Source organism: Edaphobacter lichenicola (assembly GCF_014201315.1).
In the GTDB taxonomy this organism is placed as follows: domain Bacteria; phylum Acidobacteriota; class Terriglobia; order Terriglobales; family Acidobacteriaceae; genus Edaphobacter; species Edaphobacter lichenicola_B.
This window is the reverse complement of the sequence record NZ_JACHDY010000003.1, coordinates 157117-183354: the sequence shown is the minus strand read 5'-3', so window position 1 is coordinate 183354 and position 26238 is coordinate 157117. Positions and strand designations below refer to the sequence as shown.

Here is a 26238-nt window from a genome sequence, read left to right as displayed (position 1 = left end):
TTCTCACCAGAGGGAACCTGCTAATTTGGCTTCTCCTCCCCCTTCCGCCGATCCACCACCTTGTACCCCTCAGGCACCACAAAGTACCTCGGATCCGGCTCCGACGTAGTCAACTCCGTCGCCGAGAACGATTGCCTCCCGCTCGACGGATCGTCGACCTTCGAGATCAGGTTGATGCCAAGCTTGGCCGAGTACCAGAACTCCCGCGTGCTCACCATCGGCAGATCGTTCCCCAGCACCCCAGGGTTCAGCGTCGTCGTCTCCCGATACCCGATCGTGTCCACTCCGTTCGAATTGCTAAGCCCCAGATCGTCATGTTGACGAAACCCCTGCCCGTCCGGCAACGGCCCACTAGTCCCCATCGCCAGCTTGTAGACCATGTCCGGCACCAACCCGTAGGGCCGCACCTCGCAGATTTTTTCATCGACGCCGCAGTTCAACCACGTGTGCTCCTTCGGATCGGTGATCTGAATGACGTCCATGCGCGACTCGATCTTGCTCCCCTTCGGCACCAGCAGCCAGCGTTCCTGGTAGATCCGCCCTCGTCCATCCCGCACAATCCGTCTCTTGTTGACCAGCGTGAACGAGCCTCCATTTCCCAGAGGTCGCGACCACTCCGTCACCAGCATCATGCTGAACGGAGCACCCGTCAGCGGCGGGATGAAGATACTCTCCATCCTCCCACTCGTTCCGCCATCCTGTATGTGAACCACCGGAGGCGCCGGATTGATCGCACTCTGAGCAAGCACAAAAGAAGGCACAACCAGCGCAACCACCACCAACAACACAACCAAAGGGAGCAGCCTCAACGACCGAACACGCATCCGAACCCTCCGCACCACGGCGAAAGTATAGACCTGAAACCGCTCAAAGCGACTTGAAGTTCCACATGCAGCTCTCACCTCCGTGGCCTTTCTTGGGGAAGCCGAACCACTCGGCCAGCAAATACCGTTATCAGGAGGTCGTCCTAAAGGTAGGTCACAGCAATCTTCAGCTCCACGCGGCCGCCTGTGAAGCCGAATGCGGCGTCATCGAACTTTGGCGGTCCAAAGTGCCCCTTTGCATTGTTAGAAGCTCCCACTCCTTCCCGCGGCATACCTACAAAATTGGTGTCCAGTCTGCCGTTGGAGTTTTCATCGTGGTAAACCGCAATCGCATACCTGCCCGGCAGGATGCCTCTGAAATCACACACCCCATTACCATTTGAAACCGGGGAACTCGTATGGGCCAGAGCTTTGTCGCCGTTCTTAGGAAAGCCTTCCGCCGACGAATAGAGGGCACACATCACCTGCCCCTTACTGCTGCGCAAGCCCTCCACGTCCACGTGAATCACGTTCTCTACCGCCGGTACCGACGACGCCGCACCCGTGAGCACGATCAACACGAACGTCAGAACATTTGCCAGCATCATGAGTCACCGCCAAATCCACATCGGTATCCGTGCAAAATACGCTGTCACCCACCCCAGCATCGCAAAAAAATACGTTCTCATCCTAAGCGAAGTTGCTCACGCTTTTGTGAACAACGCAGTCGAAGCCCCCGCACTCGTCTTGCTTCTGCCGTTTCAACTGACCCTAAAAAAACCAACTTTGACCGGCGAAAATTATCTCACATCGAGAATCAACGACCCCGCAACCCGCAGATCCAGACCAGCCCATCCGCATCCGTCAGCCGATAGCGAAACGCATCCGAAAGATGTGTAACCGTATCGGTTGCAAGTACAGTATGCTCGTCCATCGCATGCGCCGCAAAGTCCGCCGCCAGCCCATGCAGATAAACCGCCGCCTCCACCGCGCGAGCCACATCGCCAGGAAACTGCGCCAGCATCGCCGCCACAATCCCCGTCAGAATATCCCCGCTCCCACCCTTCGCCATCGCCGGATTCCCACTCGTATTCACCGCAATCGAGCCATCCGGATGCGCAATCAGCGTTCGCCACCCCTTCAGCACCAGCGTCAGCTTATGCTTCGTCGCAAACCTCCGCGCCAGGCCAACCCGATCCGCCTCCACCTCTTTCACCGTCATCCCCGCCAGCCGGGCCATCTCTCCCGGATGCGGCGTCAGCACCATCACCCGCCCCTCGCCATTCAGCAGATCCGTCTTTCCCTCGAAAGCATTCAGCGCATCCGCATCGATCACCACCGGCACCATCGTCTTCTCCACGATCTGCCGCGCAAACGCCGGCGCATCCCCCTCGGTCGACAGCCCCGGCCCCACCGCCACCACCGAGATCTTCGTCACCAGCGCATCCAGCTTCGCGCCATCCAGATTCTTGAACGAAACCGCACCCTTGGTCCCCTCCGCCAGCGGCACCATCATCAACTCCGGCGCAATCCGAGTCACCGTATCCAGAATGCTCTTCGGCACCGCAGCCGTCACCAGTCCCGCCCCACTCCGCAGACACGCCAGCGACGCCATCGCCGGAGCCCCCGCCTTCCCGTAGCTCCCCCCCACCACCAGCACATGCCCGAACCTTCCCTTATTCGAGTTCACATCCCGCGGCCTCTCCGCCACCGACTTCGACGAACCCGCCCAGGTAAACCCGCTCGCCGAAACCACCGCATCCTCAGGCGACCCGATCCCCGCAACCACCACCGGCCCAAACACTCCGCCGGTCCTCTCATTGCGCGTCAGATGACCAAACACATGCGCGATCTTCGGCGCGGTAAACGTCACCACAGCGTCAGCCCGAAACGCCCCCTCCGCCGTCTGCGCCATCGAATTCGCATCCCACCCCGAAGGCAGATCCACCGCCACCACCGGCGTCGCCAGTTTCTCCACCATCTCCCGCAACAAAGCCGCAAGCCCACGCAGCGGAGGCTTGAATCCCGTCCCCACCACCGCATCCAGCAACAGCTCCGCCTCGTTCACCGCGCCTGAGCAAGCCGCCAACCCAGCCTCATCCACCACCTCATCCACCGCAACAGACGAAAACTCCTCCCGCAGCCTCTTGAGCGCCGGAGCGGCCTCTCCCTTCACCTCATCCGCCCGTCCCAGCAGCACCACACGAACCGAACGGCCCGCCTGCGCCAGCACCCGCGCCGCAACAAAACCATCCCCGCCGTTGTTCCCCCGCCCGCACAACGCCACCACCCTCATCGCCGCCGGATACTGCCGCAGACAGAACTGCCCCACCGCGCCCCCGGCCGCTTCCATCAACCTATCCAGCGAAACCCCAAACTCAGCAGCAGTCCACTGATCCACCGCCTGCATCTCCGTCGCCGTAAGAATCTTCATCTTTCCCTTCTACGCGATTCTCCCGCCGAAGCCAAGACGCCCCCACCCCCTCTTTCACCCCATCCAAACAGGAAGACGAACAGCAAAGCCCAACCTCAGGGAAGTCGGGCCAATCAGAATTCAACTCCAAAAAAAGGATGAAAGATTCAGCTCACAAATTGAAGGAAAGATTCAGCCCCAAAAAGGGGACGAATATGAAAATAAATCCAAAAAAAGTGGCACTTTTTTAGCAATGCAAAAAGACGCTGCCAAACACCACGCTTTCACCACCAAAACACCAAGCTGCCACCACGTTCTTACCAGCGCTTTTTCACCACGTTCCGCCACAACCCCTACTCAGAACCGCCCATAACACCGCTGCTTTCAACCGTCTGCTTCTGCAAAAAATAATCCTTATTCCACAGCGCCCGGTAAAACTCCCCGGTCAACTCAGCAGCCTTAGGCCCAAAGGTAGGACGTCCGCCTTCGAGAAAAAACACAGTAACAATCCGGCCCTTGGGAGTATCCGCAAACGACCCAAACCACCCGAATCGAGTGCCATTATTCGAGCAGGTCCCCGTCTTGCCCATCACCGGAAACTGGCTGAAGTTAGCCCGCAGAGACCGTGCCGTTCCATACTGCACCGCTCCCTCCATTCCAACCGAAATCTCAGGAATCAGCGGAGCAATATCCAAAACCCGCTTCACCTTAGGCTCAAACGTAGCCACATCCACCGCAGTTTCAGGATGTTGCAGATAATAAAGCGTTCCGCCATTCGCAATCGCCGAAACCAACGCCCCCAGCTGCAGCGGAGTCATCGAAACGCTCTCACCAAACGAGCACATCCTCCCCACTCCACCCAACGACGCCGGTAGCACCTCATCCGGATAAGTCCCCAGCTGCTCGCCCTGAATATGATAACCAGCCAGCTCGCCAAGCCCAAACTCATTGGCATAGTGCTTCACCCGCTCAAACCCAAGCTGCCGTCCAAGCGTCTCAAAATAAAGGTTATTCGAGTGCGCCAGAGCATCTGTCATGGTCATGTGATAGCGCCCGCCCAGGTTCACCGGAGTGTCGTTGCGAACGATCCCCTCCTCGAGCGCCGCCAAGGCCACCGTCAGCTTGATCGTCGAGCAGGGTTCAGCCCCCCTCGACAGCGCCAGCTTCTGGTTCACCATCGCCAGAATCCGTCCCGTAGAAGGATCGATCGCGATCGCCGTGCCATTCATATTGCCCAGCGCCTCAATCGCCGCCGCGCGAACCAGAGGATCCTCGCCGTCCACCACATCGCCCAGCGTCAGATTGTCGGCATACGAACTCGCCGAAAAGTGTTCCTGATACCGTGTCCGCCGCACAGCCAGAGTCGGCCGGGCTCCTCGATGACGCCTCACAACCCCATGCGTTGCAATGACGTGCGCCGTACCCCTGGAAGTAGAACCCGAGTGTGCCGACCCCGCGTGCGAAGCCCCCGAACGAGCCTTTACCGTAGTCGCAACTCGAGCCGTCCCAGCGGAGTGCCGTCTGGTCTTCCCAGTTGTAGTCGTCGCAGCGTTAGCACCCACTCCAGCACCAAGAACCAGGCCGAAGAGGAGTGCGCCAAAAACCTTTAATGATCTCGACACAGGCGGATCCCTCTTATTGATTTGACTGCAATCGAACTGCCATCGATCCACAATTCATCTAATAAAACACTAATTCAACACTAATTCCTAAAATAGCACTGTCCCCCATTCGTGCTACTCCCCACGAAATCAGTGGTACTGTCAGTTCCCGCGTCGCAGAAACGCAGGAATATCAAGCTCATCCGGCTCCGCAGGATCCGCAGCCGCCACAGCCGCGCTCCCAAACGCCGGAATCCGAACCGAGGACTCCCCCGCATCGCCCGTCACACTGCGCACATCCTCCTGTTGGACTCGCACCGGCGCCGAAAAGTGAGTATCTCTCGCCCGCTCAACATGCCCAACCTCCACCCGATTCACCTCAGCCGCTCTCTCCCCGCGAGCTGCAGGAGCCCGGAAAAAGTCGTCATCAAACACCGACGCCGGCACCGGAACCAACTCCGCCGAAGCACCCGTCTCCATCTTCACAACCGGCTCCTTCACCTCGTGCTCATGCACCGGCCGGGCCGTCTCCTTTGCCGGCTCCATCTCACTGGCAAATCTCGTACCCGCAGGTCGAGGAGACACCACACGAGGCTGTATCGGCACGTCATACCGCATCGTCGGCAGCGTCGCCTCGGCCAGCATGCGCTCCCGCCGCTGCGGCATCTCCTGCTGCTTGAAGCCCGTCGCAATCACGGTGATCTTCACCTCGTCACCCATCGACTCATCCTGCACCGCACCGAAGATGATGTTCGCATCCTCATGCGCCGCATTCTGAATGATGCTCGAAGCCTCATTCACCTCGCTCAGCTTCAAGCTGCTCGACCCCGTGATGTTGATCAGAATCCCCCGCGCCCCATCGATCGCTCCCGCCTCCAGCAGCGGCGAAGCCATCGCAGCCATCGCAGCCTCCACCGCACGATTCGCGCCAGACCGCACACCCGTCCCCATCACCGCATAGCCCATCCCCGCCATCGTCGTCTTCACGTCGGCGAAGTCGCGATTGATCACGCCAGGAATCGTAATGATGTCCGAGATCCCCTGCACGCCCTGCCGCAGCACATCATCCGCAATCCGGAAGCTCTCAAAAAATCCAGCATCCTTCGCCACCGCCAGCAGCTTCTCATTCGGAATCACGATCACGGTATCGACCGACTCCAGCAGCTCCTGCATCCCGCGCTCTGCCTGCTGCATCCGCCGCTTGCCTTCAAACGCAAACGGCCGCGTCACCACCGCCACCGTCAGCGCTCCCATCTCACTCGCCAGGCTCGCAATCACCGGAGCAGCCCCGGTCCCCGTCCCGCCACCCAGCCCCGCGGTCACAAACACCATATCCGCGCCCTCAAGCGCCTCAATGATCTTGTCCGAATCTTCAAGCGCAGCGCGCCGTCCCACATCCGGATTCGCACCCGCGCCCAGCCCACTCGTCAGCTTCACGCCCAGCTGCAGCTTCACCGGAGCATTCGAAACCTGCAGCGCCTGCACATCCGTATTCGCCGCAATAAACTCCACTCCCACCACATTCGCCGCAATCATTCGATTCACAGCGTTGTTCCCGCCACCACCCACGCCGATCACCTTGATCCTCGCGCCATGCGGTATCTCATCGTGATAGTGAATACGGAGATCGTGAGGACCATTAAGACCGTTGGGATCGTGAGGATCGTTGGGCAGATTCGACATGGCAGCAGGACTCCTTGAAAGTTGTTTAATTCTCCCATCTCCCTGCCCAACGCACGACCCCCGTTTTCCACCGCCCGTACCACGCATGGTTCCAAATCCTGCAAACTTACATCGCTTTTGATAGCGTGCGGCACGCAGAGAGTGCCATCACCAATCGCGCGTCAGCCTCTATCGTCGCAATCGGAGCAAGGACCGCAGCAAGAAACAGTCTCACCGCCATCATTCCGTCCCACCATCACTCATCTTTCCTCTTGCAAAGATCACTCCTGCCCCTCAAACTGAAAAAAGTCCCTCCCAACTCAAGAGCCCTCGGAGCCATCGTAATGAGCCTGACCCGACGTGTCTTCCTTCAGCGCATCGCCCAGATCGGCGGCTACTCCGCCGCATTCACCACCATGCAGGCGCTCGGCCTCATGCCCGCCGTCGGCCAGTCTCCACTTCCGCAACTCGCCGCCGACTTCGGCAAAGGCAAAAAAGTCATCATCCTCGGCGCAGGCATCGCCGGCATGACCGCCGCCTACGAGCTCCGCAAAGCCGGCTTCGACTGCACCATCCTCGAAGCCCGCAATCGCCCCGGAGGACGCAATTGGACCGTCCGCGAAGGCACCAAAGTCGAGTTCACCGACGGCACCACGCAAACCTGCGACTGGCAGGACGGCGGCTATCTCAACGCTGGCCCCGCACGCATCCCCTCCATCCATACCCACATCCTCGGCTACTGTCACGAACTCGGCGTCCCCCTCGAAGTCGAAGTCAACTCCTCCCGCTCCGCCCTCATGCAATCTCCCAAGCTCAACCACGGCGAACCCGTCCAGCAGCGCCAGGTCGTCTACGACACCCGCGGCTACCTCGCCGAGCTCCTCACCAAAGCCATCAACCAACACACCCTCGACCACGAGCTCTCCAAAGAAGACATCGGGCGCCTCCGCGACTTCCTCGAAAACTTCGGCGACCTCGGCGAGGATGGCCGCTACACCGGCACCACCCGCGCAGGCTTCATCACAGGCCCTGGCGCAGGCCCTGCCAAATCCGTTCTGCACAAGCCACTCAACTTCTCCGAGCTCCTCGCCGCCGACATGTCCACCGGCGAGTTCTACGAAGAGCAGATCGACTGGCAGGCCACCATGTTCCAACCCATCGGCGGCATGGATCGCATCGCATACGGCTTCGCAAAATCTCTCGGCGACATCATCCACTACGAATCTCCCGTCGTCGAGATCACCACGTCCGACCAAAGCGTCACCGTCGCCTACACCAGATCCGGCACACCCCAAACCATCACCGCCGACTTCTGCATCTGCACCCTGCCCCTGCCAATCCTCGCCAAAACGAAGAACAACTTCTCGCCCGAAACCCAACAGGCATTCACAGGCATGCAAATGGTCCCGCTCTATAAAATCGCCTGGCAGTCTCCGCGCTTCTGGGAGAAAGAGAACAACATCTACGGCGGCATCTCCTTCCTCAAAGACAAGGTCGACCTCGTCTGGTACCCCACCGACAAACTCTTCTCCCCCACTGGCGTCCTGGTCGCTGGCTTCGGCTCCGAGCAGGAGATCATAGGCGGCTTAGGCGGCCCTGCCACCGGCAAGCCCTCACCCTTCGGCGCACTCCCCACCATCGAAGCAAAGTTCGAAGCCTCCCGTCAGGCTGTTGAGACCCTTCACCCAGGCCGCTCCCACCTGCTCACCAAACCGATCTACGTCGCATGGTCCAGGATCCCATACTCCCTCGGCTGCCTCGCGAACAACTTCCTCCCCAGCAGCGCCCCGGCCTACGCACAGCTTGAAAAACCTGAGGGCAAGACCTACTTCGCTGGAGACTACCTCTCTCACCTCGTCGCCTGGCAGGAGGGCGCAGTCCTCTCCGCCCACCACGCCATCGAGCGCATCGCAAAACAGATGCAAACCTAGGCAGTATCGACATAGAGTACGACCGAAGATCTGTCATTTCGTCCGGAGCGGACGGCTTTTGCCACAGCTCTACAGGTCGATACTGCCTAAGTCTCTTGAGCAGCGTCATCTCGACCGAAGCTGTTCACAGCCTCATCGCGAACAGCGCAGTGGAGAGACCCCCGTATTTGCTTTTGCCGTTGTATTTGCCTTTGCCGTTGCCTGCTCTTTCGTCATTCACGCAAAAGCACAACACCTAAAACCAGCACCAATCCTCGCTCTTACAATCACCAAATGATCCTGATTCAAAAAATCAAGCTACCCATAGCAGGCCTGGAAGAGCTACACGCCGAAGCAAGAAAAGACGGCTACGGCTTCATCGACACCCTCGTTGACGAGTGGGCCAGCGGAGCTAATCGCTTCCAGGCTACAGGCGAAGTCCTCTGCGGTCACCTCGACCACGGCCAACTCGTCGCAGTCGGCGGGCTCACCATCGACCCCTTCACCCCCGAACCACACACAGGCCGCATCCGTCGCGTCTATGTCCGCTCCGCATGGCGCAACCAGGGAGTAGGCCGAGCCCTCGTCTCCACCCTCGTCGAACAAGCCCAAAAGAGCTTCCGCCACGTACGTCTCCGCGCCGAAAACGCCAGCGCAGCACGCCTCTACGAAAGAATGGGTTTCACTCCCATCGAAGACCCAGGCGCAACCCACACTCTCTCCTTTTGAAGACCCTGAAGCTCACGCCTGACGCAAACAGCCTCCGCGTCTAAATCCCTGCGCAAAAGCCTGCAATCGAACCTGCGATATGCTTGCAAGCACTTAGGAGACACCCACCACATGATCCTCGAAGCCGAGCTGGACCGCGCCGACACAAAGACCGCCGTCTTCCGTCTCACCGGACGCATGACCCTCGGCCTGCGCCTGCGCGAGGTCGAATCCAGAATCACCGACGTCGCCGACAAAGGCGTCCACAAACTCATCCTCGAACTCTCAGGCGTCGAGTTCCTCGACAGCGCCGGACTCGGTCTCCTCATGATCCTCTACGGCAAGATGAAGACCCATAGCGGCGAACTTCGACTCGTCGCCCCCACCGAACGCGTCCTCGACGTCCTCAAGATAACCTGCACCGACGCCATTCTTCCCATCGACCCAACCCTGGACGCCGCCCTCGCAGCCTGAACACAAACCCTGAGCAACAAACCCCGAATCGCAAACAAAGAGGAGCCCCAGCCCTCCCTTCAAACGCGCCTAACTACACACGCATTCTAAGAGAAGTCTGAAGCTCGTCACACCCACCAAACCCAGCTAAACCAACACAACCAGATCCGACAGACGATCCAGGCTCTGACACCAGCCCTCCGACATTCCCGCAAGGTGCTTCGGCGCAGCAGCAGACGTGGTCTTGATCACCCGAGCGACCAGCGAGATCTCCGTTCCGCCGCGCGCTGCGGTAAAGGTCACCGTGTTCTTCACCTCGAACATCGGCTTGCCATGCTCATCAATCGCCGCCGTCACAAACACCAGCCTGTGCGGCCGATCGATCGTCACAAACCGCCCCGTCATCGGATACACCACTCCCTCCGGCGATTGCATATCGATCAAAATCGCGCCGCCGACCCGTGCATCCACCTGGTACACCCGGTTGGTGAAGCACTTCGGCCCCCACCACTTCGCCAGTTGCTCCCGATCGATCCACGCCGCAAACACCAGCTCCGGCGGGGCCGCCACTCTCCGCGTAAGACAGACCTCAAGCAGCCCCGCTTCCATGACTCCTCCTTCAACCGCCATAACTCACCTCGCGCAAAAGATCATTGAGCTTATCGAAGCTGCTATTCCAGCCCTTCATATGCCCATCGCGATCTTCTTCAGTTACGAAGAAAGTCTGGTGGAAGTTCATCGTCGTCTGCCCATTTTTTTCCTCAAACGTGATCGAAATCACAGTATCGTGCTCCGGAAGACCCGTGCCCTCCTCCCAGTGAAACGTGAAGACCAGCCTCTCCGGCTCAACCAGCTCCAGGTATTCCCCGCCCTGCCACAGATCCAGCCTCCGCTTCTCCCCGTCTCCCGTATCAAAGCCGTCGCTATGCAGACAGTTACGCCACCTCCCGCCCGGCCGCGCCTCCGCCGTCAGGTTGCGAGCCACAAAGTCCCGCGGCCCAAACCACAGTTTCATCTGATCCGGATCAGTCCACGCCTTCCACACCAGCTCGCGTGGCGCGTCGAAGACCCGTGTAATCTGCAGCTCCTGTTGAGCTCTCACCGTTTGAGATACCGTCGCTGTGCTCATCGAATTCCTCCCTGTGTTTTCAAAGCCCTGTATCTATGCCGTCACTGTCGTCCCGCAAACCGGCCCGCCAAATACTCCGCCAGCCTTTCGAAGGCCTGCTTGGCGCCCTCAATCGAGCCGTAGTCACGCACATTCTGATCCCGAGCCTCAACCGAGGCAAAGGTTAGACGCATCGTCACCCGCGTTCCTCCCCCGTCGTCTTCTCCGTTGTCTTCAAAGATCACCGCTTTTTCAAACTGCACCTCTGGCGAGCCCGCTCTGCCGCCGCGCAACGTGTACGCCAGCCGCTCATACGGCACTACGTCCAGGAACACACATTTGTTCGGATAATCTGCGCCATCAGGACCATGCATCACCTGCTTCCACACGCCGCCCGGCCGCACATCCATCTCTTCGATCGTGGTCGTAAAGCCCTTCGGCCCCCACCACAACGCAACCTGCTTCGGATCCGTCCAGGCCTCCCACACCATCTCGCGCGGCGCGTCGAACACACGCGACAACACAATCTCCCGCTCAGAGGCGTCTTCCAGTCCCCGCCCCGCAGCTTCCCGCTCAGCGCTTTTTTCTACCACTCCCATTCTTCTTTCCGGCATCTCGCTTCTCCTTTTTCTGTAGGGTCTTCAGATACTCGTCCAATCGATCGAAACTCTGCTCCCAGAAGTTGCGGTACTCCTCCAGCCAGTCCGACGCCTGCTTCAAAGGCTCCGCCTTCAGCTTGCAGGGCCGCCACTGCGCCTCTCGTCCGCGCGTGATCAACCCAGCCTTCTCCAGCACCTTCAGGTGCCGTGAGATCGCCGGCATACTCATCTCGAACGGAGCCGCAATCTCCGTAACCGAGGTCTCTCCCATCGCCAGCCGAGCAAGAATCGCCCGCCGGGTCGGATCAGCCAATGCAGCAAACGTCGAGCTAATTTGATCTGTCATGTATCTCAATTAACAACTAAGTTAAATAACCATATCGTTAAATACAAAATCTGTAAAGAGTGAAAACAGAAAAAAAGTTAAATCTCTTAAGCACCCGAATTACGAGATCGTCCGTGATCGACTTCCGGACCTAATTACCGGCTGAACTCGAAGGTCCCAACAGAAACACCCAAGCCTTGCTTCCAGGCGCCCGCCGCCACCCCGGCGACGAAACATCAAACGGAATCTCTGTCGCAACCACAGCAACAGCACCCTGCCCCCGAAACAGCTCCAGCACCTCTGCCTGAACCGAGGGACTATCGAAAAACAGATGCAGATCCTGCACCTGATTCTTCCGACCATACGCATCGTTCCCAACAGCCGCCACCACATGCAGCCCGGCAGCATAAGCCCACGTGCAACGTATATCGTTTCCCGGTGACACCGAGGCAACTTTATCTCCCGCCTTCAAACCCAGTCCCCGCAGGTACTCAGCGACAGCCCACTGGCCGCCGCTCTGCATATCAGTCCCGGCAACAGCCAATCGAACAGCGCCTCGCAGCCGCTCCGCTGAATTGAACACGGTCGCCACCAACAACAGGAGGAGCGCAGCCGCGCGCACTCCAGACCGAAGCCCCCCGCGCCAGCCATCTAACCGAAGAAACGGCGCCATCCCCAGCACACAGAGAAACCCTGCCACGTAGCGCCCTTCGACATGAACCAACAGGAGAACAAAAATCCCCAGCAGCGACGGGAGATACAAGAGCCACGGATTCAAAGACCGGCCTGCTCCAACGCGCTCGCGGGCCCGAGGCCAGAAGGCAACACAAAAGCAGAGAGCAACGACAAGTGCGACCGGAATAATCTCTTGAAACACGTACTTCAAGGCGAGCGAGTTTTCAACCAACGCTCGAGCGGAGTTTTTGAAATCAAAAAACTGACGATACCCTTCATACCAATAAACGATGTTGAACTGTGGCGGATACGTCACGTGAAACGGCTCTCCAAAGGCAAACACCGGAGGATGAGCACTCAGCATCTCGACCGGATGAATCGGCGATCCAAACTCCTTCGGACCTCCCTGCCAACCCATCCAATGCTTCAAATGATTCACATGAAATGCGTAGTTCAACGTTCCCGCCTCACCCAGCGTCGGCCGTCCAAGCGCCCACGATAGGCCCACCCCATAAGGAACGACAAAGAGCAAAAACACTCCCACCGTGCGAAGAAGCGGAGCAACGCTACGGCGCCAGCCCATAAAACCAATCGCGACCAGAAAGAATATTCCCGAGACAGTCAGGAAGATCGCCTTACTCAAGAACCCCAAACCCAGCACGACTCCCCACAACGCTGTGTTGCCCACCGTTGGACGCGAATACACCTTCAACGCCAATCCTGACGCGAAAAAAAAGAGGCACGCCACCAGCAGATCCGGGCCGATCGTAGACACCCGCCCCACTCCCGTCTGCACCGTAACAAACAGGCAAGCCGCACCGATCAGCAGAAAAAGCGACAGACGAGCAGCCCCGCCGCTCGAAAGATCTCCCTGCACAGCACGCGACATCAAACCGAGAAGCCAAAGAAACCCAATCCACGCGACGAAATAAATCGCCAGGTTCAGCCAGAAGACCGCCGCCATCTCCCCATGCGGAGTGGAAGAAAACAATCGCCTCACACCCGACAGCAGCAAAGGATATCCGATGCTCCACAGCGGATTGAGCGCAGCCCTCCAATCGCCCGCTCGAATCATATTGGCGACATCGAGGTAGGAGATATCGTCCCCCGACAACTCCAACCTCCCATATCTACCTTCCACCGCCCCGGCCAACATCACAGCAGCGCCCACAATAAGGTGAAGCGATAGATACCGCCACTTCAGGATGGCGTTACTCGCTTTCACCTCCAGCCCGTCACTGCCAACCTGAACCGTATCGAGCGCCATGTTCGCCGCCACCTGATGTCGCTTGTGAAAACAGGCCCAAGAACCCGCGATCGAACGCTGTCGAACTATATCTTAGCGATCAACCTGCTTCACATCAGAGCAAAATATTAGGAAGTGTTTTCGATAAGGAGGTGCACTTATTTGCAGGCGCGACTTGGAATTCAATCAGGTTGAATTCGCGACATGCAAAAAGTCTTAGTGCTTTCTACAGAAAAAAGCAGATCTAGAAACTTCCCGCAAAGATCGCCTTCAACTTCGCCTTCAGCCCCTGCTCTTCGCTCGCCCGCCGAACCTGTGTCCTGTGCGTATACAACAGCATCCCAATCGCCGCTGCAAACTCCGGCACCGCCAGCTCCGCCGGCATCCGCGACAGCGGCACCGGGTATCCGATCCGCGCCGGCACCCGCAACAGGCTCTCCGCATTGTCCAGCAGCCCCGCCATATTCGCGCCGCCGCCAGTCACCACGCAGCCCGCGCCCAGCGCCTCCAGCACTCCACCCTGCCGCAGATTATCCCGCAGCATCGTAAACAACTCACGCGCACGTGGCTCCAGAATCTCCGCCAGAAATCTCTGCCGCACCATCCGCGCCGGCTGCCCTCCGGAAAACGCAAGATTCCCGCCGACTTCAATCTCATTCAACTGCGGCACCGCCGTCACCACGCAGTGCCCATACATCTTCTTCAGATACTCTGCTTCCTCAACCGTCACATGCAGCCCAACCGCCAGGTCATTCGTAAAATGATCTCCGCCAATCGGCAGCACCGCCGTATGCGCAATCGAGCCCTCAAAGAACACCGCCAGCTCCGTTGTGCTCGACCCGATATCGGCCATGCAGACGCCCAGTTCCCGCTCATCGGCGCTCAGCACCGCCTCAGCAGCGGCAATCCCCTCATACACCGTATCCATCACCTCGAGCCCAGCACGGTTTGCGCACGTAATCACACTCTGCGCCACACCACCCGAGCAAGTCGACAGATGCAGATTGACCTCAAGCCTGTTCCCCACCATCCCCACCGGATCGTGAATCCCCGGCTGGTCATCCAGAATGAACTCCTGCGGCAACAGATGCAGCACCTCGCGATCCGGGGGCAGCGCAACCGACCGCGCACGATCCACAGCAGCACGCACCTCCTCCCGCGTAATCTCCCGCATCCTGCTGCCCATGCTGATGCCGCCGCGCGAGTTCACCCCGCGCACATGCGTCCCGCCAATGCCTACAATCGCCGTCTCAATTCCAGCCTTCGCCACGCGCTCCGCCGTCAGTGCCGCACGATTGATCGCCTCCGCCGCCGGCCCCAGCTCCGCGATCAAACCCTTGCGCATCCCCCGCGACGGCTCCACGCCGTGTCCGCGATACCGCAGCACGCCGTCCTGCAGCTCGGCCACCAGCACGCAGCTCTTCGTGCTTCCCGCATCGAGCACGGTGATCAGATTGTCCTGCTTCTGATTCATGGTTGAACCGCCTGGGAAGGATGATACTGCGTCGAACCAGCCGACGGCTTCGCAACCACCGGATGGGGCTTCGCAACGACAACATGTTTCTTCGCCTTCGGATCAACCTTCTTCGCCTTCACCGGCGAATGACTCTTCGCCGCACCATTCGCCGTCGCCCTCGCAGAAGGCTTTCCCTTCACAGCCGCATGCTTCACTCCCGCAACGTGCGCCACTGGCAAAGGCTTCGCAGGGGCCTTCACAACAGGCTTCGCCGCCGGCTCGATCGCCTTCACGCCCGTATCCGGAACCATCGCCGCAGGAGCCGTCGCTGCAGGCTTCTTCGCATCAGCCGCCATCACCGCCGCGCCGTTCTGCGATGAAGCCACCGGCACACCAGCGCCCGGCTGCATCTCCAGCACCACCTGCCGCTCATACCGCATATCCACCGACGAGAGCTTCGGATAAACCGTCCGCCACTCCGGCAGATGCTCTTCAAATCTCCTGTAGCGATCCAGAAAATCCGTATCGCCAAAGTGAACCAGCACCTCACTCGACTTATCCGGAATCGACGCCTTCACATCCTCAGGATTCGACAGATCCACCTCGCTCAGCCCCTCCGAGATCTTCTGCCCCGAACCATCCAGCTCCGACGTGAACCGCTCATAGATCTTCATCCGCGCCGCGCGAGTCGACAGCGGATCCTCCGCCGAGATCCCCGTCACCACCGGAAACGAGTACTTCCCATCCGGCCTCGCCTCCACCGGCATATCCAGCAGCACCCCATTCCCATCCACCAATCCAATATGGCTTCCCTGCCGCACAAACGCCACCGGCGTCCTCTCCACAATCGACACCCTCATCCGATTCGGCAGCAGCCGCATCACCGTCGCATGCGCCACCCACGGCAGCCTCTCCAGTTCCGCGCGTCTCTGCGCCAGCGACACCGTAAAGATATTCCGCTCCACATCCTCGCCAAAGATGCTCAGCAGCTGCGCCCGCGTCACATGCGCATTCCCCTGAAACTCAATCGACGAAGACGAAGGAATCACAAACCGTTCATCGTGCAACAAAAAACTTCTCGCCATCGCAAACAACCCGGCGCAAATCCCAAGCAGAACCACCACCCCACATCCCGCAGCGATCCTTCCCCACCTGGTCGAAGGCACCCCGCGAAACCGCACCCGCAGTCCCGCCTTGCGTCTTCCCACCGGAGCGTCGTCCTCCCAGTGCGGATCATCCGCGAAGTCCTCGCTCAGATCGCGACGCAGCCGCCGCTCCGGCGAAGCCGACACTCGCCGCGGCCCCCGCGAACCTCGAGACTCCGAGACGTAGTTCTTTCCAGGCGCCTCTAGCACCGTTGTTCCACCCCTCGAAAACCCATCGCTTTGTCGCACGCCTGAGCAAGGCCGCGAGAATCGCCATCCTGAGCATAACTCGCATACCCCCCTCGCTTCCCTGTGATCTTCGCCACGTACCCTTTCAGGAACTCACCCATTTGTCGCCAAAGCTTCCAGCAACGCGGCTCCCGCCTGCGATACACTTCCCGCCCCCAGCGTCAGAATCACATCCCCCGCCCTTGCTTCATGCACCAACACATCGACAGCCTCAGGCACCGATCTCGCATAGTCCACGATCTGAGGCCCGGCTGCATCGATCGCATCGACTAGTGCCTCTGCAGTCACTCCAGGAATCGGAGCCTCACTCGCCGCATAGATATCCAACACCTGAACCGTGTCGGCATCTTTGAATGCCCCTGCAAACTCCGCCATCAGATCCCTCGTCCGCGTAAACCGATGCGGCTGAAACAAAACATGCACCCGGGAGTACCCACAGTCCCGAGCCGCCCGCAGCGTAGCCAGAATCTCCGTCGGATGGTGTCCATAGTCATCCACCACCGTCACCCCCCGCACCTCACCCTTGATCTGAAACCGCCGATCTACTCCGCGAAAGGTCTCCAGCCCCGCCGCAATCTGGTCAGGAGCCACTCCCAGCTGCACTCCCACCGCCACCGCAGCCGTAGCATTCAACACATTGTGCCGCCCCGGAACATGCAGCCGAAACTTCCCCAGCACCAGCCCCTTATAGTTCACCGCAAACGCCGAGTGGCACTCCGCATCCTTCGGCAGCATCTCCACGCGAAAGTCCGCATCCACACTCTCGCCATACGTATAAACCTTTCGCCTCACCCGCAGCAGCACCGTCCGCAGCAGCGCATTATCGACACAAGCCGTAGTCGCCCCATAGAACGGCAGCCGATCCATAAACTCGAGAAACGCGCCCTCCACATCCTCCATATCGCGATAGCAATCCATATGCTCGCGATCCAGATTCGTCACCACCGCCAGCACCGGCGACAGCTTCAAGAAACTCCGGTCACTCTCATCCGCCTCCGCCACCAGATACTGCGAGCTCCCCAGCCGCGCATTCGACCCCAGCGCATTCACCCGTCCCCCCACCACCACCGTAGGATCCAACCCACCCCCAGCCAACACCGCCGCCACCATCGAGGTCGTCGTCGTCTTCCCATGCATCCCGGCCACAGCAATCCCATACTTCAGCCGCATCAACTCCGCCAGCATCTCCGCCCGCTGAATCACCGGAATCTTCCGCTCCCGCGCCTCCACCACCTCAGGATTATCCTTAGCCACAGCCGAGCTGGTCACCACCACATCGCTAGCGGCAGCATTGCTAGCCAAGTGCCCCTCGAAGATCCGCGCCCCCATTCCCAGCAGTCGATCCGTTACCGCACTCCGCTTCAGATCGCTCCCCGAGACCGAGTAACCCATCGTCAGCAGAATCTCCGCGATCCCGCTCATCCCAATCCCGCCGATCCCGATAAAGTGAATCCGCTGCGACGGCGCAAACAAAAAATGCCCAGGCACAAACATGCTGACCAATCTCTACTTTCAAAAAATCGCGCACAACAAGCTAATCCTTCACTCTATCAGCGCAAAGGAATCTCTCATCCCGACCAATGGGAGGGCCCAATCGATCCTTCTACCCAGAAAAGGTACACAAGTCACGAAGTGACCGCGCGAATCGGGGTCCCTACAAACAGGTCTTCGTTTGTGGGGTGACAGAGCGCAGCGGACCCGTCCGGCAGGACAGCCTCTCCAAAGCTCAAACAATCACAAATCACCCAAGAAACCGATCAAATCCCTGCAACCTTTTCAACCACTCTCAACACCCCCTCTCTGTCAATATTTCGCAACAAACGAGATATATTCGTGTCTAATCAACTGAGCACTTGACCCGGGCCTTCCGCCGGGCTGGAACTCATCCTTGCTCTCCGCGAAGTCCGCCGCACGACCGCAACACCGGATAAACGAAGGCTGAGCAGGAAGGTAGCGCTATGACGTTCACCCGCCTCTTCAGAAACTCCATCGGTGTCGCAACCCTCGCCGGCTTCACGCTGGCCATTCCTCTTGTGGCCCAAGCCCAGATCCAGCCCTACAACCCCAACGACCCCTACGGCTCTCCCGCCGCCCAGCAGGCTCAGCAGGATCCCCAATACGCAGCCCAGCAGGACAACACCGCTCCGCAGCAGTACGACGCTCCTCAGCAATACGACCAGCAGTACGGAGCCCCGCAGCAGTACGGCGACCCCAACCAGGGCGCGCCCCAGCAGTATGGAGCACCTCAGCCCGGCCAACCCCAGGGCATCGAGCAGGCCCCCCCAGCGATCCCCGACTACGAACAGCCACCCGCCCCCGGCGACGGCTATATATGGACCCCAGGCTACTGGGCCTGGACCGCTGACGGCTACCAGTGGGTTCAGGGCGCATGGGTGCTCGCCCCCTACTCCGGAGCCCTCTGGACCCCCGGATACTGGGGCTTCAACGACGGCTACTTCTGGAACGCAGGATACTGGGGTCCCTACGTCGGCTACTACGGCGGCATCAACTACGGCTTCGGCTACTTCGGCATAGGCTTCTACGGCGGATACTGGGGCGGCGGCCGCTTCTACTACAACCGCGCCTACTGCAACATCGGGCGTGGATGGCACGGCGGCAACTTCTACAACCGCTCCTATAACGGCTACTCCGGCCGCCCCGGCGGAGCAAGCTTCACTCACGTGAACTCCATCGCTTATCACGGCAACAACTTCTCCGGCGCTCGCGGCTCCAACATCAACGGCCGCAGCTTTGCTCAGTCCAACGTCGGCCGCGGCAACCCGGCAGGCTTCGGCGACCACAACATCCACACCGGCTACGGTGGAGCAACCGCCTACAACGGAACCGCCCGCGCCTACAACGGCGGCAACTCCAACGCCAACGCAAGCCGCGCCTACAGCGGTGCGGGTGCGAACTACAACACAGGACGCGCCTATAGCGGGGGCAACCCGAACTACAACGCGGGCCGCTCCTATGCTGGAAACAGCGCCTACAGCGGAGCCTCTCGCAGTTACTCGCAACCAGCCGCCCAGAGCCAAAGCCATGCCAACTACGCCAGCGCCCCCCACGCCTCATACTCCGGCGGAGGCAGCTACAGCGGCGGCGGTGGTGGCGGCGGTTCGCACGGCGGAGGCAGCTACAGCGGCGGCGGTTCGCACGGCGGCGGCTACAGCGGCGGTGGCGGTGGCGGCGGCGGCGGATCACACGGCGGCGGTGGTGGCGGCGGTCATCGCTAAAAACCAGGCCACCAAATCAAAGGACTGAGAATTCAAAGGGCTGAGGATCAACTCTCAGCCCTCTTCTTTTGCTTTCATCACCCACTCAATAAAACCGTCATTTCGACCGAAGCGGACCACAGCCTCATCGTGGTCCGCGTAGTGGACCACAGCCTCATCGTGGTCCGCGTAGTGGACCACAGCCTCATCGTGGTCCGCGTAGTGGACCACAGCCTCATCGTGGTCCGCGTAGTGGAGAAACCCCCCGCATTCGCATTTGCCGTTGCATTTGCGTTTGCCGTTGCCGTTGTTTTTTGTCGTCATCCTGAGCGCAGCGAAGGATCCCGACGAACTCTACTCAACCCACACCGACCAACCCTTTCAACCCACCCACTCCAAGCCGTATCTCCCGCCCAACCCCCAAAAAACCGTGTCAAGCCCCCAAATCACCAAAACCCGCGCCAATCCAGCAGATTCGCGTGGCGCATGAGTTATGCTCCAACCGCTATACTGGATACAAAGATAAAGAAGCCCCGGCCAAAAACCGGGGCTTTTGAGGATGCTGAAAAGAAGAGACTGCTACAAAGTCTGTTTCAATTAAGAGGATGCGGAAAGTTTGTTTGCTCAAGGGCACGGCTCAGCCGTGCCGCAAGAGATTTGGTTGCATTGCGGCTTTAGCCGCCGAGGTCCTCATTTCGTTTCGGAGGGTATTTTTTATCACCCTCTTTCGCCATTAAAACCCGTAACTCTTTTGGAAAGAGGATTCTGCAAGGAAACCTTTTAGAATGAATTTTTTACGACAGTACACCCCATGTAAATCAATCATTCAAAAAGGGTTACGCGCCAATAATAGGAGGGGGGGGTACCCACGAAAGGAGAAGCCGGTGGACGACGCGCTTGTGTCCTGCCGGACGGGCCCACTGCGCGTGGGGCGGTCACTTCGTGACAGGTATACCTTTTCTGGGTGGGATGAGCCTCGTTGGCTCAAGACAGATTATCAACGCCCTGTCAGCTCTGCCACCATCTGCCCAATCACCCGTACCGCATCCGGGTGGGCCAGCCTCCGAACTCTCCGGCCCATCTCCACCAGTCTCCCGGCATCCAGCAAAAGCCCCGTCAGATCGCTGAATAAAAACGACCCCATCACGTCGTCCGCCCCCTGCACCCTCAGCTCCGCCGCCCCAACCCGTGCAAAGGCCTCCGCGTTCTTCATCTGGTGGTCGTCCGCCGCTCCCGGAAAAGGCACCAGCACCGCCGGCCTCCCCGCCGCCGCCAGCTCCGCAACCGTACTCGCGCCGCTGCGGCAAAGAATCAGATCCGCATCCGCAAACCTCCTCGGCATATCGTCGAGATACGCCGCCACCTTCCAGCGAGTGGGGTCCGCACCGCTCGCCCCATACGCCTCCTCGGTCGACTCCGCCTGCCCCTTCCCCGTCTGGTGCAGAATCCGCAGCTCCGGCACATCCTCCAGCAGCCGCTTTGCGATCTGCGGCATCACCGCATTGAAGACCCGCGCACCCTGGCTGCCGCCAAACACAAGCAGCCGGCGAGCCGAACCGGGTCCATCCTTCGCAACAACATCTGCAATCTCAAAGAACTCCTGCCGCACCGGAATCCCAGTCACCCGCGCCCCACGAAAGTACCTCCGGGTCTCCTCGAAGTTCACCGCGGCAGCCGACACAAACCGCCCCACCAGCTTATTCGCCAGCCCCGGCACCGCATTAGGCTCAAACGCCAGCGTAGGAACCCGCAACAGAACCGCCGCCATCATCGCCGGCCCCGAAGCATACCCACCCACCCCCACCACCACATCCGGCCGGAAACTCCGCATCAGCTCCACGCATCGCACCACGCCCAGCGGCAGATCGGCCACCGTCCGCAGCTTCGTCGCCACGCTCACATTCTTCAACTGCCCCACTCGAATCAGCTCCAGAGGAAACCCAGCCTCCGGCACCAGGCGAGTCTCAAGCCCTCGCGCCGTCCCCACAAACCGCACCTCAACCTCATACGCATCGCGCAGCTCCCGCGCAATCGCCAGCGCCGGAATCACATGCCCCCCCGTGCCCCCGCCAGCAATCAAAACCCGCAGATGCTGTCTCACCAGAGCCGCTCCCCTCGATGCACAGTCACTCTCCCATTCCGACCAAAGCAAGGACCGACGCCGCTCACCCCACCCAGAAAAGGTATACCCGTCACGAAGTGACCGCCCCACGCGCGGTGGGCCCGTCCGGCAGGACAGAGCCTTGTTCTATCACTCACTTTCAATCGATCTCGCGCGTAATATTCAGCAGCACACCCATGCTGGCCAACGTAATAAAGATCGAAGTCCCCCCCGAAGAGATGAACGGAAGCGGAATTCCCTTCGTCGGCAGCAGCGCCAGCACCACGCTCATATTGAAGAAGGCCTGGATCAGAATCGCAGTCGTCAGCCCAAACGCAAGAAACCGAGCAAACGGGTCAGTAGAAAGAAACGCTGCCCGTAACCCACGATACCCCAGCGCAACAAACAAACCAACCACCAGCAGCGCACCAATCAACCCCAGCTCTTCACAGATGTTCGCGAAGATAAAGTCCGTCTGAACCTCAGGCAGATAGAACAGCTTCTGCCGTCCTTCCATCAACCCCAGCCCACGGATCCCACCCGTCCCAACCGCAATCAGCGACTGAAGAATGTGAAACCCAGTCCCGCGAGGATCGGCCTCAGGATTCACAAACGCCAGCATCCGCGCCCGTCGAAACGCAACATGAAACAACATGAAGTAAAGAACAGGAGCCGCAAACGCCGCACCCACCGCAAAGTACTTCGTCTTAGCCCCGGCCAGGTACAGCATCAACGCCGTAACCGCCATGCAAACCATGCCGGTCCCCAGATCAGGCTCCTTCAAGATCAAAGCCGTAAACGCCAGCGGCACAGCAACCGCCCGCAGAATCGTCCCCCTCCAGTCGTCCATCTGGTGGATTCGAGTCTGTAGAAAGTAAGCAAGAAACAGCACCAGGACAGGCTTCGCCAACTCCGAAGGCTGAAACGTAAACAGGTTCCCAAACCGAACCCACCGATGCGTCGCATGCGAGTCCTTCATCGCAAACACGCCGATCAACATCAGCATCGTCACCGCAACCGCAGGAAACACAACCTTCGGATTGTTATAAGTCCGGTAGTCTACTTGCATCAACGCAACCAGCGCGATCAGCCCCAGCACAGCCCAGATCGCCTGCTTCATCACATAAGGATAGGGAGACCCAAGACTCGACTGCGCCATCACCGCCGACGCCGAAAACACCATCACCAGCCCAAACAGCACCAGCAGCAGCACCACTCCGAAGAGCCACTTGTCCACCCCAACTCTCTTCGCCATGCATCACTTCCACTTCTTCCCTAAATTAGTTCGTTCACCAACTGCCGGAACACGCGGCCGCGATGCTCATAGTTCTCAAACTGGTCGAAGCTCGAACACGCAGGCGACAACAGCACCACATCGCCAGTCACAGCAGCCTTCGCCGCCTCTGCCACCGCAATCTGCATCGTTCCCGCTGCCACCATCTTCACGACTCCGTGCAGCTGACGCTCAATCTTTTCTGCAGCCGAACCAATCGTATAAACAGCCTTCACCCGCTCCTTCAGCAGCTCGGTCATCAACCCATAGTCCGAGTCCTTGTCCTTCCCACCAAGAATCAGGTGAACGCCCTTGCTGAACGAAGCCACAGCCTTCATCGTCGCATCAACATTCGTTGCCTTCGAATCGTTGTAGAACTCAACCCCATTCAGCTTCCGCACCAGCTCCAGCCGATGCTCCACAGCCGTAAAGCTCGCCACCGAAGCCCGAATACCCTCCGCCGAAACCTTCGCCAGCCGCGCCGCACAGACCGCAGCCAACACATTCTCGATGTTGTGCGCGCCCTTCAGATGCACCTCAGAAACCGGCATAATCGGCTCGGTAACGCCGCCTTCCTTCTCCACCCAGACAATCACGCCATCCCGCACAAACGCACCCTTCCGCACAGCCTTGGTCCCACTGAACCAGAACACCTCGCTCTTGGCCCGCGTCGCACACATCTGCGTCACGCGGTCATCCCCATTCAGCACCAGCGCATCCTCAGCTCCTTGCCGCTCGAAGATCCGCTCCTTCGCCGCCACGTACTTCTCGAAGCTGCCATGCCGATCCAGATGGTCCGGCGTAATGTTGAGGATCGCCGCGATCCGAGGATGAAACTCCTCCACCGTCTCCAGCTGGAAGCTCGACACCTCCAGCACATTCACCGTCTCAGGCGTGCTCTTCGCCACCAGGTCAATCACCGGCAGACCAATGTTCCCCCCCACCTGCGTCGGCACTCCCGCATCGCTCAATATCTTCCCCACCAGCGTCGTCGTCGTCGTCTTCCCATTCGATCCAGTGATCGCCACGACCTGCCCCTGCAGATAACGACTCGCCAGCTCCAACTCTCCAATCACAGTGAGACCAAACGCCACGACCTGCTTCACCTCCGGCGTATCCATCGGCACACCTGGCGAGACCACGATCAGGTCCTGCCGCCGAAACGTCAGAAGCCCATGTCCACCAGACTCCACCATGATTCCCGCCTCCAGCAACGCAGGAATCTCCTTCGCCAGCGCCACCGCACTGCGCGTATCGCTCACCGTCACCCGTGCCCCTTGCGAGCGCAGAAACATCGCCGCCGACAGGCCGGACTTCCCCAACCCAACAACCAACACCCGCTTGCTCTTCAAATCCATCATGCCCACACTCTCATCGCAGCTTCAAAGTAGTCAACGCAAACAAAGCAAATACCAGCGCCAGAATCCAAAACCGCGCGATCACCTTCGACTCCGACCATCCCATCAACTCAAAGTGATGGTGCAGCGGAGCCATCTTGAAGATGCGCTTCCCGTTCCTAAGTTTATAGCTCCCCACCTGCAGCATCACGCTCAACGCCTCAAGAATGAAGACCCCGCCAATAAACGGCAGCAACAACTCCTGCTTAATCACAACAGCCACAGTCCCAATCGCCCCACCCAACGCAAGGCTCCCAACGTCCCCCATAAAGATCTCTGCCGGATGAGCGTTATACCAAAGAAACCCGATACTCGCCCCCACCATCGACCCGCAAAACACTGTGAGTTCGCTCACCATCGGCATCCGCTGCAGTTCCAGATAGTCCGAGAACACAACGTGCCCACTGACATACGTCAGCACCGTCAAAGCCCCAGCCGCAATGATCGTACATCCGATCGCCAACCCATCCAGTCCATCGGTCAGATTCACCGCATTGCTCGCGCCCGCAATCACTATCATCACAAAAACCACAAACGGCACAAACACCAGCCAGTGCATATGCGGAATATGCCCCATCCACTCCCACACCAGGTCCGGCCTGAATCGCTTGGCAAACGGCACCATCAGCCGTGTCGAGTAGCCGCCGCGAATCTCCATCACCACCAGCGCGGCCGCAACCAGCCCACTCGCAATGAACTGCAAACCCAACTTCGCACGAGCAGTCAGCCCCTGGTTTTGCCTATGGACAACCTTAATGTAGTCATCCGCAAATCCAATTGCCCCAAACGCAAGCGTAGACAGCATCACCAGCCACACATAAGGATTCGAAAGATCAGACCACATCAGCGTAGGCACCAGGATCGAGATACAGATCAGCACCCCGCCCATCGTCGGCGTCCCACTCTTCTTCTGGTGCGACTGCGGTCCCTCTTCCCGGATATATTGCCCGATCTGAAATTCGCGCAGCTTCTCGATCACATACGGGCCGATCAGCAACCCGATCAGCAGCGCCGTAAGGCTCGCAAACACGGTGCGAAACGTCAGATATCGGAATATGCGAAACAGCCGAAAGTAAGGGAACAGCTTCTGGTACAGCAACCAATAGAGCAAAACGCCTCCGCCTTTACCCGCAGCTTATGCCCGTTTTTGTTGCGAGTCACGGCTATCTTAACAGCACCATCCCCCGCATCCTGGGTTTATCTCGTCCCTGAACCAATCCGAATGCCCGCCGAATCCGAAATTCGCTCAGAGCCCGTTCTCCAGCGCAAAGCAGAGCGCATCCGCCGCCATCGCAAGCTCGAACGCCAGGTGAGCATCGTGGTCCGAGTCCTCCGCCTGCCGCAACAGCTCCACAGTCACTGGAAAAAGATCCGTCCCCTTGCCGCGCTCTGCATGCTCGATCTTCTCCAACCGATGATCCGCCTCTGCAATAAACTTTTGCAGCCACTCCGGCGTAGGTGATGCGACCTTCTGCCGATGCTTATCCCTTGCGGCATAGAGCCCAGCCAGGGACAGATGTTCCGCCGCACGCAAAACTCCGATCGCCCGCAACACAAACTTGTTTCCCTCTTCACCTTCGGTCGCCTTGCGATAGAGCTTTACCCCGCGCTCCAGCAGATCCCTCAGATCTTCGCCTGTCCCCTTTTCCATCAGCGAAATCACCACAGAAGCTCGCTGCATATGGTGGAACGCAGTCATAAGCCCGTAATCCGTGGCATAAACCAGCGGCGAACCAGCAACCTTCCCTCCAGCTTTCTTCGCAGTTTTTTTGACGGCCTTCTTGGCGTGCTTCGCTGCGTGCTTTTTTGCAGCCTTTTTCGTCGCTTTCTTCGGATGCTTCCTCACCACCGAACCAGAGTCTTTCTTTACCAGGGAACTCCCGTTGCTCGACATATCTC

The 26238-nt window shown here is 59.3% G+C and carries 23 protein-coding genes; 4 read left to right on the top strand and 19 right to left on the bottom strand.

The window, feature by feature from the left end:
* Positions 1 to 20 precede the first annotated feature (20 nt).
* From HDF09_RS12050 to ftsZ, 5 genes are all read right to left on the bottom strand, one after another.
* On the bottom strand, positions 21 to 824 hold the full coding sequence (locus HDF09_RS12050; protein ID WP_183766554.1) for a hypothetical protein: 804 nt from the start codon (positions 822 to 824) through the stop codon (positions 21 to 23).
* A 143-nt stretch (positions 825 to 967) separates the two neighbouring features.
* On the bottom strand, positions 968 to 1411 hold the full coding sequence (locus HDF09_RS12045) for a DUF2141 domain-containing protein (protein ID WP_183766552.1): 444 nt from the start codon (positions 1409 to 1411) through the stop codon (positions 968 to 970).
* A gap of 209 nt (positions 1412 to 1620) precedes the next feature.
* Entirely contained in the window at positions 1621 to 3237 is a 1617-nt protein-coding gene (locus HDF09_RS12040) for an NAD(P)H-hydrate dehydratase (RefSeq protein ID WP_183766550.1), read from the bottom strand.
* A gap of 332 nt (positions 3238 to 3569) precedes the next feature.
* Complete coding sequence (locus HDF09_RS12035) at positions 3570 to 4838, bottom strand: penicillin-binding transpeptidase domain-containing protein (protein WP_311719373.1); 1269 nt, start codon at positions 4836 to 4838, stop codon at positions 3570 to 3572.
* A gap of 141 nt (positions 4839 to 4979) precedes the next feature.
* Complete coding sequence (ftsZ, locus tag HDF09_RS12030; protein WP_183766548.1) at positions 4980 to 6500, bottom strand: cell division protein FtsZ; 1521 nt, start codon at positions 6498 to 6500, stop codon at positions 4980 to 4982.
* Between the two features lie 323 nt (positions 6501 to 6823).
* On the opposite strand from ftsZ, the gene HDF09_RS12025 reads away from it, so the two are divergent.
* From HDF09_RS12025 to HDF09_RS12015, 3 genes are all read left to right on the top strand, one after another.
* The gene (locus HDF09_RS12025) at positions 6824 to 8410 is read left to right on the top strand and encodes a flavin monoamine oxidase family protein (RefSeq protein WP_183766547.1); all 1587 of its coding nucleotides are present in this window, start codon (positions 6824 to 6826) and stop codon (positions 8408 to 8410) included.
* Positions 8411 to 8683: 273 nt separating this feature from the next.
* Entirely contained in the window at positions 8684 to 9118 is a 435-nt protein-coding gene (locus HDF09_RS12020) for a GNAT family N-acetyltransferase (RefSeq protein ID WP_183766545.1), read from the top strand.
* A 111-nt stretch (positions 9119 to 9229) separates the two neighbouring features.
* Positions 9230 to 9571 (top strand): STAS domain-containing protein, encoded by a 342-nt coding sequence (locus tag HDF09_RS12015; protein WP_183766543.1) that lies wholly within the window; start codon positions 9230 to 9232, stop codon positions 9569 to 9571.
* 126 nt (positions 9572 to 9697) lie between these two features.
* Here HDF09_RS12015 and HDF09_RS12010 read toward each other — a convergent pair whose 3' ends face one another.
* The 8 genes from HDF09_RS12010 to murC form a co-directional block, all read right to left on the bottom strand.
* Positions 9698 to 10180, bottom strand: coding sequence for an SRPBCC family protein (locus HDF09_RS12010; protein ID WP_183766541.1), 483 nt, complete (start codon positions 10178 to 10180; stop codon positions 9698 to 9700).
* Positions 10170 to 10679, bottom strand: a complete 510-nt coding sequence (locus HDF09_RS12005) for an SRPBCC domain-containing protein (protein WP_183766539.1) — start codon at positions 10677 to 10679, stop codon at positions 10170 to 10172. Before HDF09_RS12005 ends, HDF09_RS12010 begins: the two co-directional genes overlap by 11 nt.
* A gap of 41 nt (positions 10680 to 10720) precedes the next feature.
* Positions 10721 to 11272 (bottom strand): SRPBCC family protein, encoded by a 552-nt coding sequence (locus HDF09_RS12000; RefSeq protein WP_260181238.1) that lies wholly within the window; start codon positions 11270 to 11272, stop codon positions 10721 to 10723.
* Positions 11232 to 11603: an ArsR/SmtB family transcription factor gene (locus HDF09_RS11995; RefSeq protein WP_183766533.1), complete on the bottom strand. Its 372-nt coding sequence runs from the start codon at positions 11601 to 11603 to the stop codon at positions 11232 to 11234. Before HDF09_RS11995 ends, HDF09_RS12000 begins: the two co-directional genes overlap by 41 nt.
* Before the next feature lie 130 nt (positions 11604 to 11733).
* Complete coding sequence (locus HDF09_RS11990; RefSeq protein ID WP_183766531.1) at positions 11734 to 13524, bottom strand: hypothetical protein; 1791 nt, start codon at positions 13522 to 13524, stop codon at positions 11734 to 11736.
* A gap of 223 nt (positions 13525 to 13747) precedes the next feature.
* Positions 13748 to 14977: a cell division protein FtsA gene (gene ftsA / locus HDF09_RS11985; protein WP_183766529.1), complete on the bottom strand. Its 1230-nt coding sequence runs from the start codon at positions 14975 to 14977 to the stop codon at positions 13748 to 13750.
* Entirely contained in the window at positions 14974 to 16314 is a 1341-nt protein-coding gene (locus HDF09_RS11980) for a cell division protein FtsQ/DivIB (RefSeq protein ID WP_311719366.1), read from the bottom strand. The genes ftsA and HDF09_RS11980 overlap by 4 nt, the downstream gene beginning before the upstream one ends.
* 132 nt (positions 16315 to 16446) lie before the next feature.
* A complete protein-coding gene (gene murC / locus HDF09_RS11975; RefSeq protein WP_183766527.1) occupies positions 16447 to 17847 on the bottom strand; it encodes a UDP-N-acetylmuramate--L-alanine ligase in 1401 nt (466 codons plus the stop codon).
* Positions 17848 to 18311: 464 nt separating this feature from the next.
* Here murC and HDF09_RS21145 point away from each other — a divergent pair, with 464 nt between their 5' ends.
* Positions 18312 to 19589 carry a YXWGXW repeat-containing protein gene (locus HDF09_RS21145; protein WP_311719363.1) on the top strand — a complete coding sequence of 426 codons (1278 nt, stop codon included), beginning with the start codon at positions 18312 to 18314 and terminating at the stop codon, positions 19587 to 19589.
* 54 nt (positions 19590 to 19643) lie between these two features.
* On the opposite strand, the gene HDF09_RS11965 is transcribed toward HDF09_RS21145, so the two are convergent.
* The 6 genes from HDF09_RS11965 to HDF09_RS11940 form a co-directional block, all read right to left on the bottom strand.
* The gene (locus HDF09_RS11965) at positions 19644 to 19892 is read right to left on the bottom strand and encodes a hypothetical protein (protein ID WP_183766525.1); all 249 of its coding nucleotides are present in this window, start codon (positions 19890 to 19892) and stop codon (positions 19644 to 19646) included.
* Between the two features lie 673 nt (positions 19893 to 20565).
* Positions 20566 to 21669 (bottom strand): undecaprenyldiphospho-muramoylpentapeptide beta-N-acetylglucosaminyltransferase, encoded by a 1104-nt coding sequence (murG, locus tag HDF09_RS11960; protein ID WP_311719361.1) that lies wholly within the window; start codon positions 21667 to 21669, stop codon positions 20566 to 20568.
* Positions 21670 to 21829: 160 nt separating this feature from the next.
* Entirely contained in the window at positions 21830 to 22924 is a 1095-nt protein-coding gene (gene ftsW / locus HDF09_RS11955; protein WP_179581995.1) for a putative lipid II flippase FtsW, read from the bottom strand.
* A 20-nt stretch (positions 22925 to 22944) separates the two neighbouring features.
* Positions 22945 to 24300, bottom strand: a complete 1356-nt coding sequence (gene murD / locus HDF09_RS11950) for a UDP-N-acetylmuramoyl-L-alanine--D-glutamate ligase (RefSeq protein WP_183767148.1) — start codon at positions 24298 to 24300, stop codon at positions 22945 to 22947.
* A 13-nt stretch (positions 24301 to 24313) separates the two neighbouring features.
* Positions 24314 to 25450 (bottom strand): phospho-N-acetylmuramoyl-pentapeptide-transferase, encoded by a 1137-nt coding sequence (gene mraY / locus HDF09_RS11945; protein WP_179639126.1) that lies wholly within the window; start codon positions 25448 to 25450, stop codon positions 24314 to 24316.
* Positions 25451 to 25585: 135 nt separating this feature from the next.
* Entirely contained in the window at positions 25586 to 26233 is a 648-nt protein-coding gene (locus tag HDF09_RS11940) for a hypothetical protein (protein ID WP_183766523.1), read from the bottom strand.
* Between the last annotated feature and the right edge of the window lie 5 nt (positions 26234 to 26238).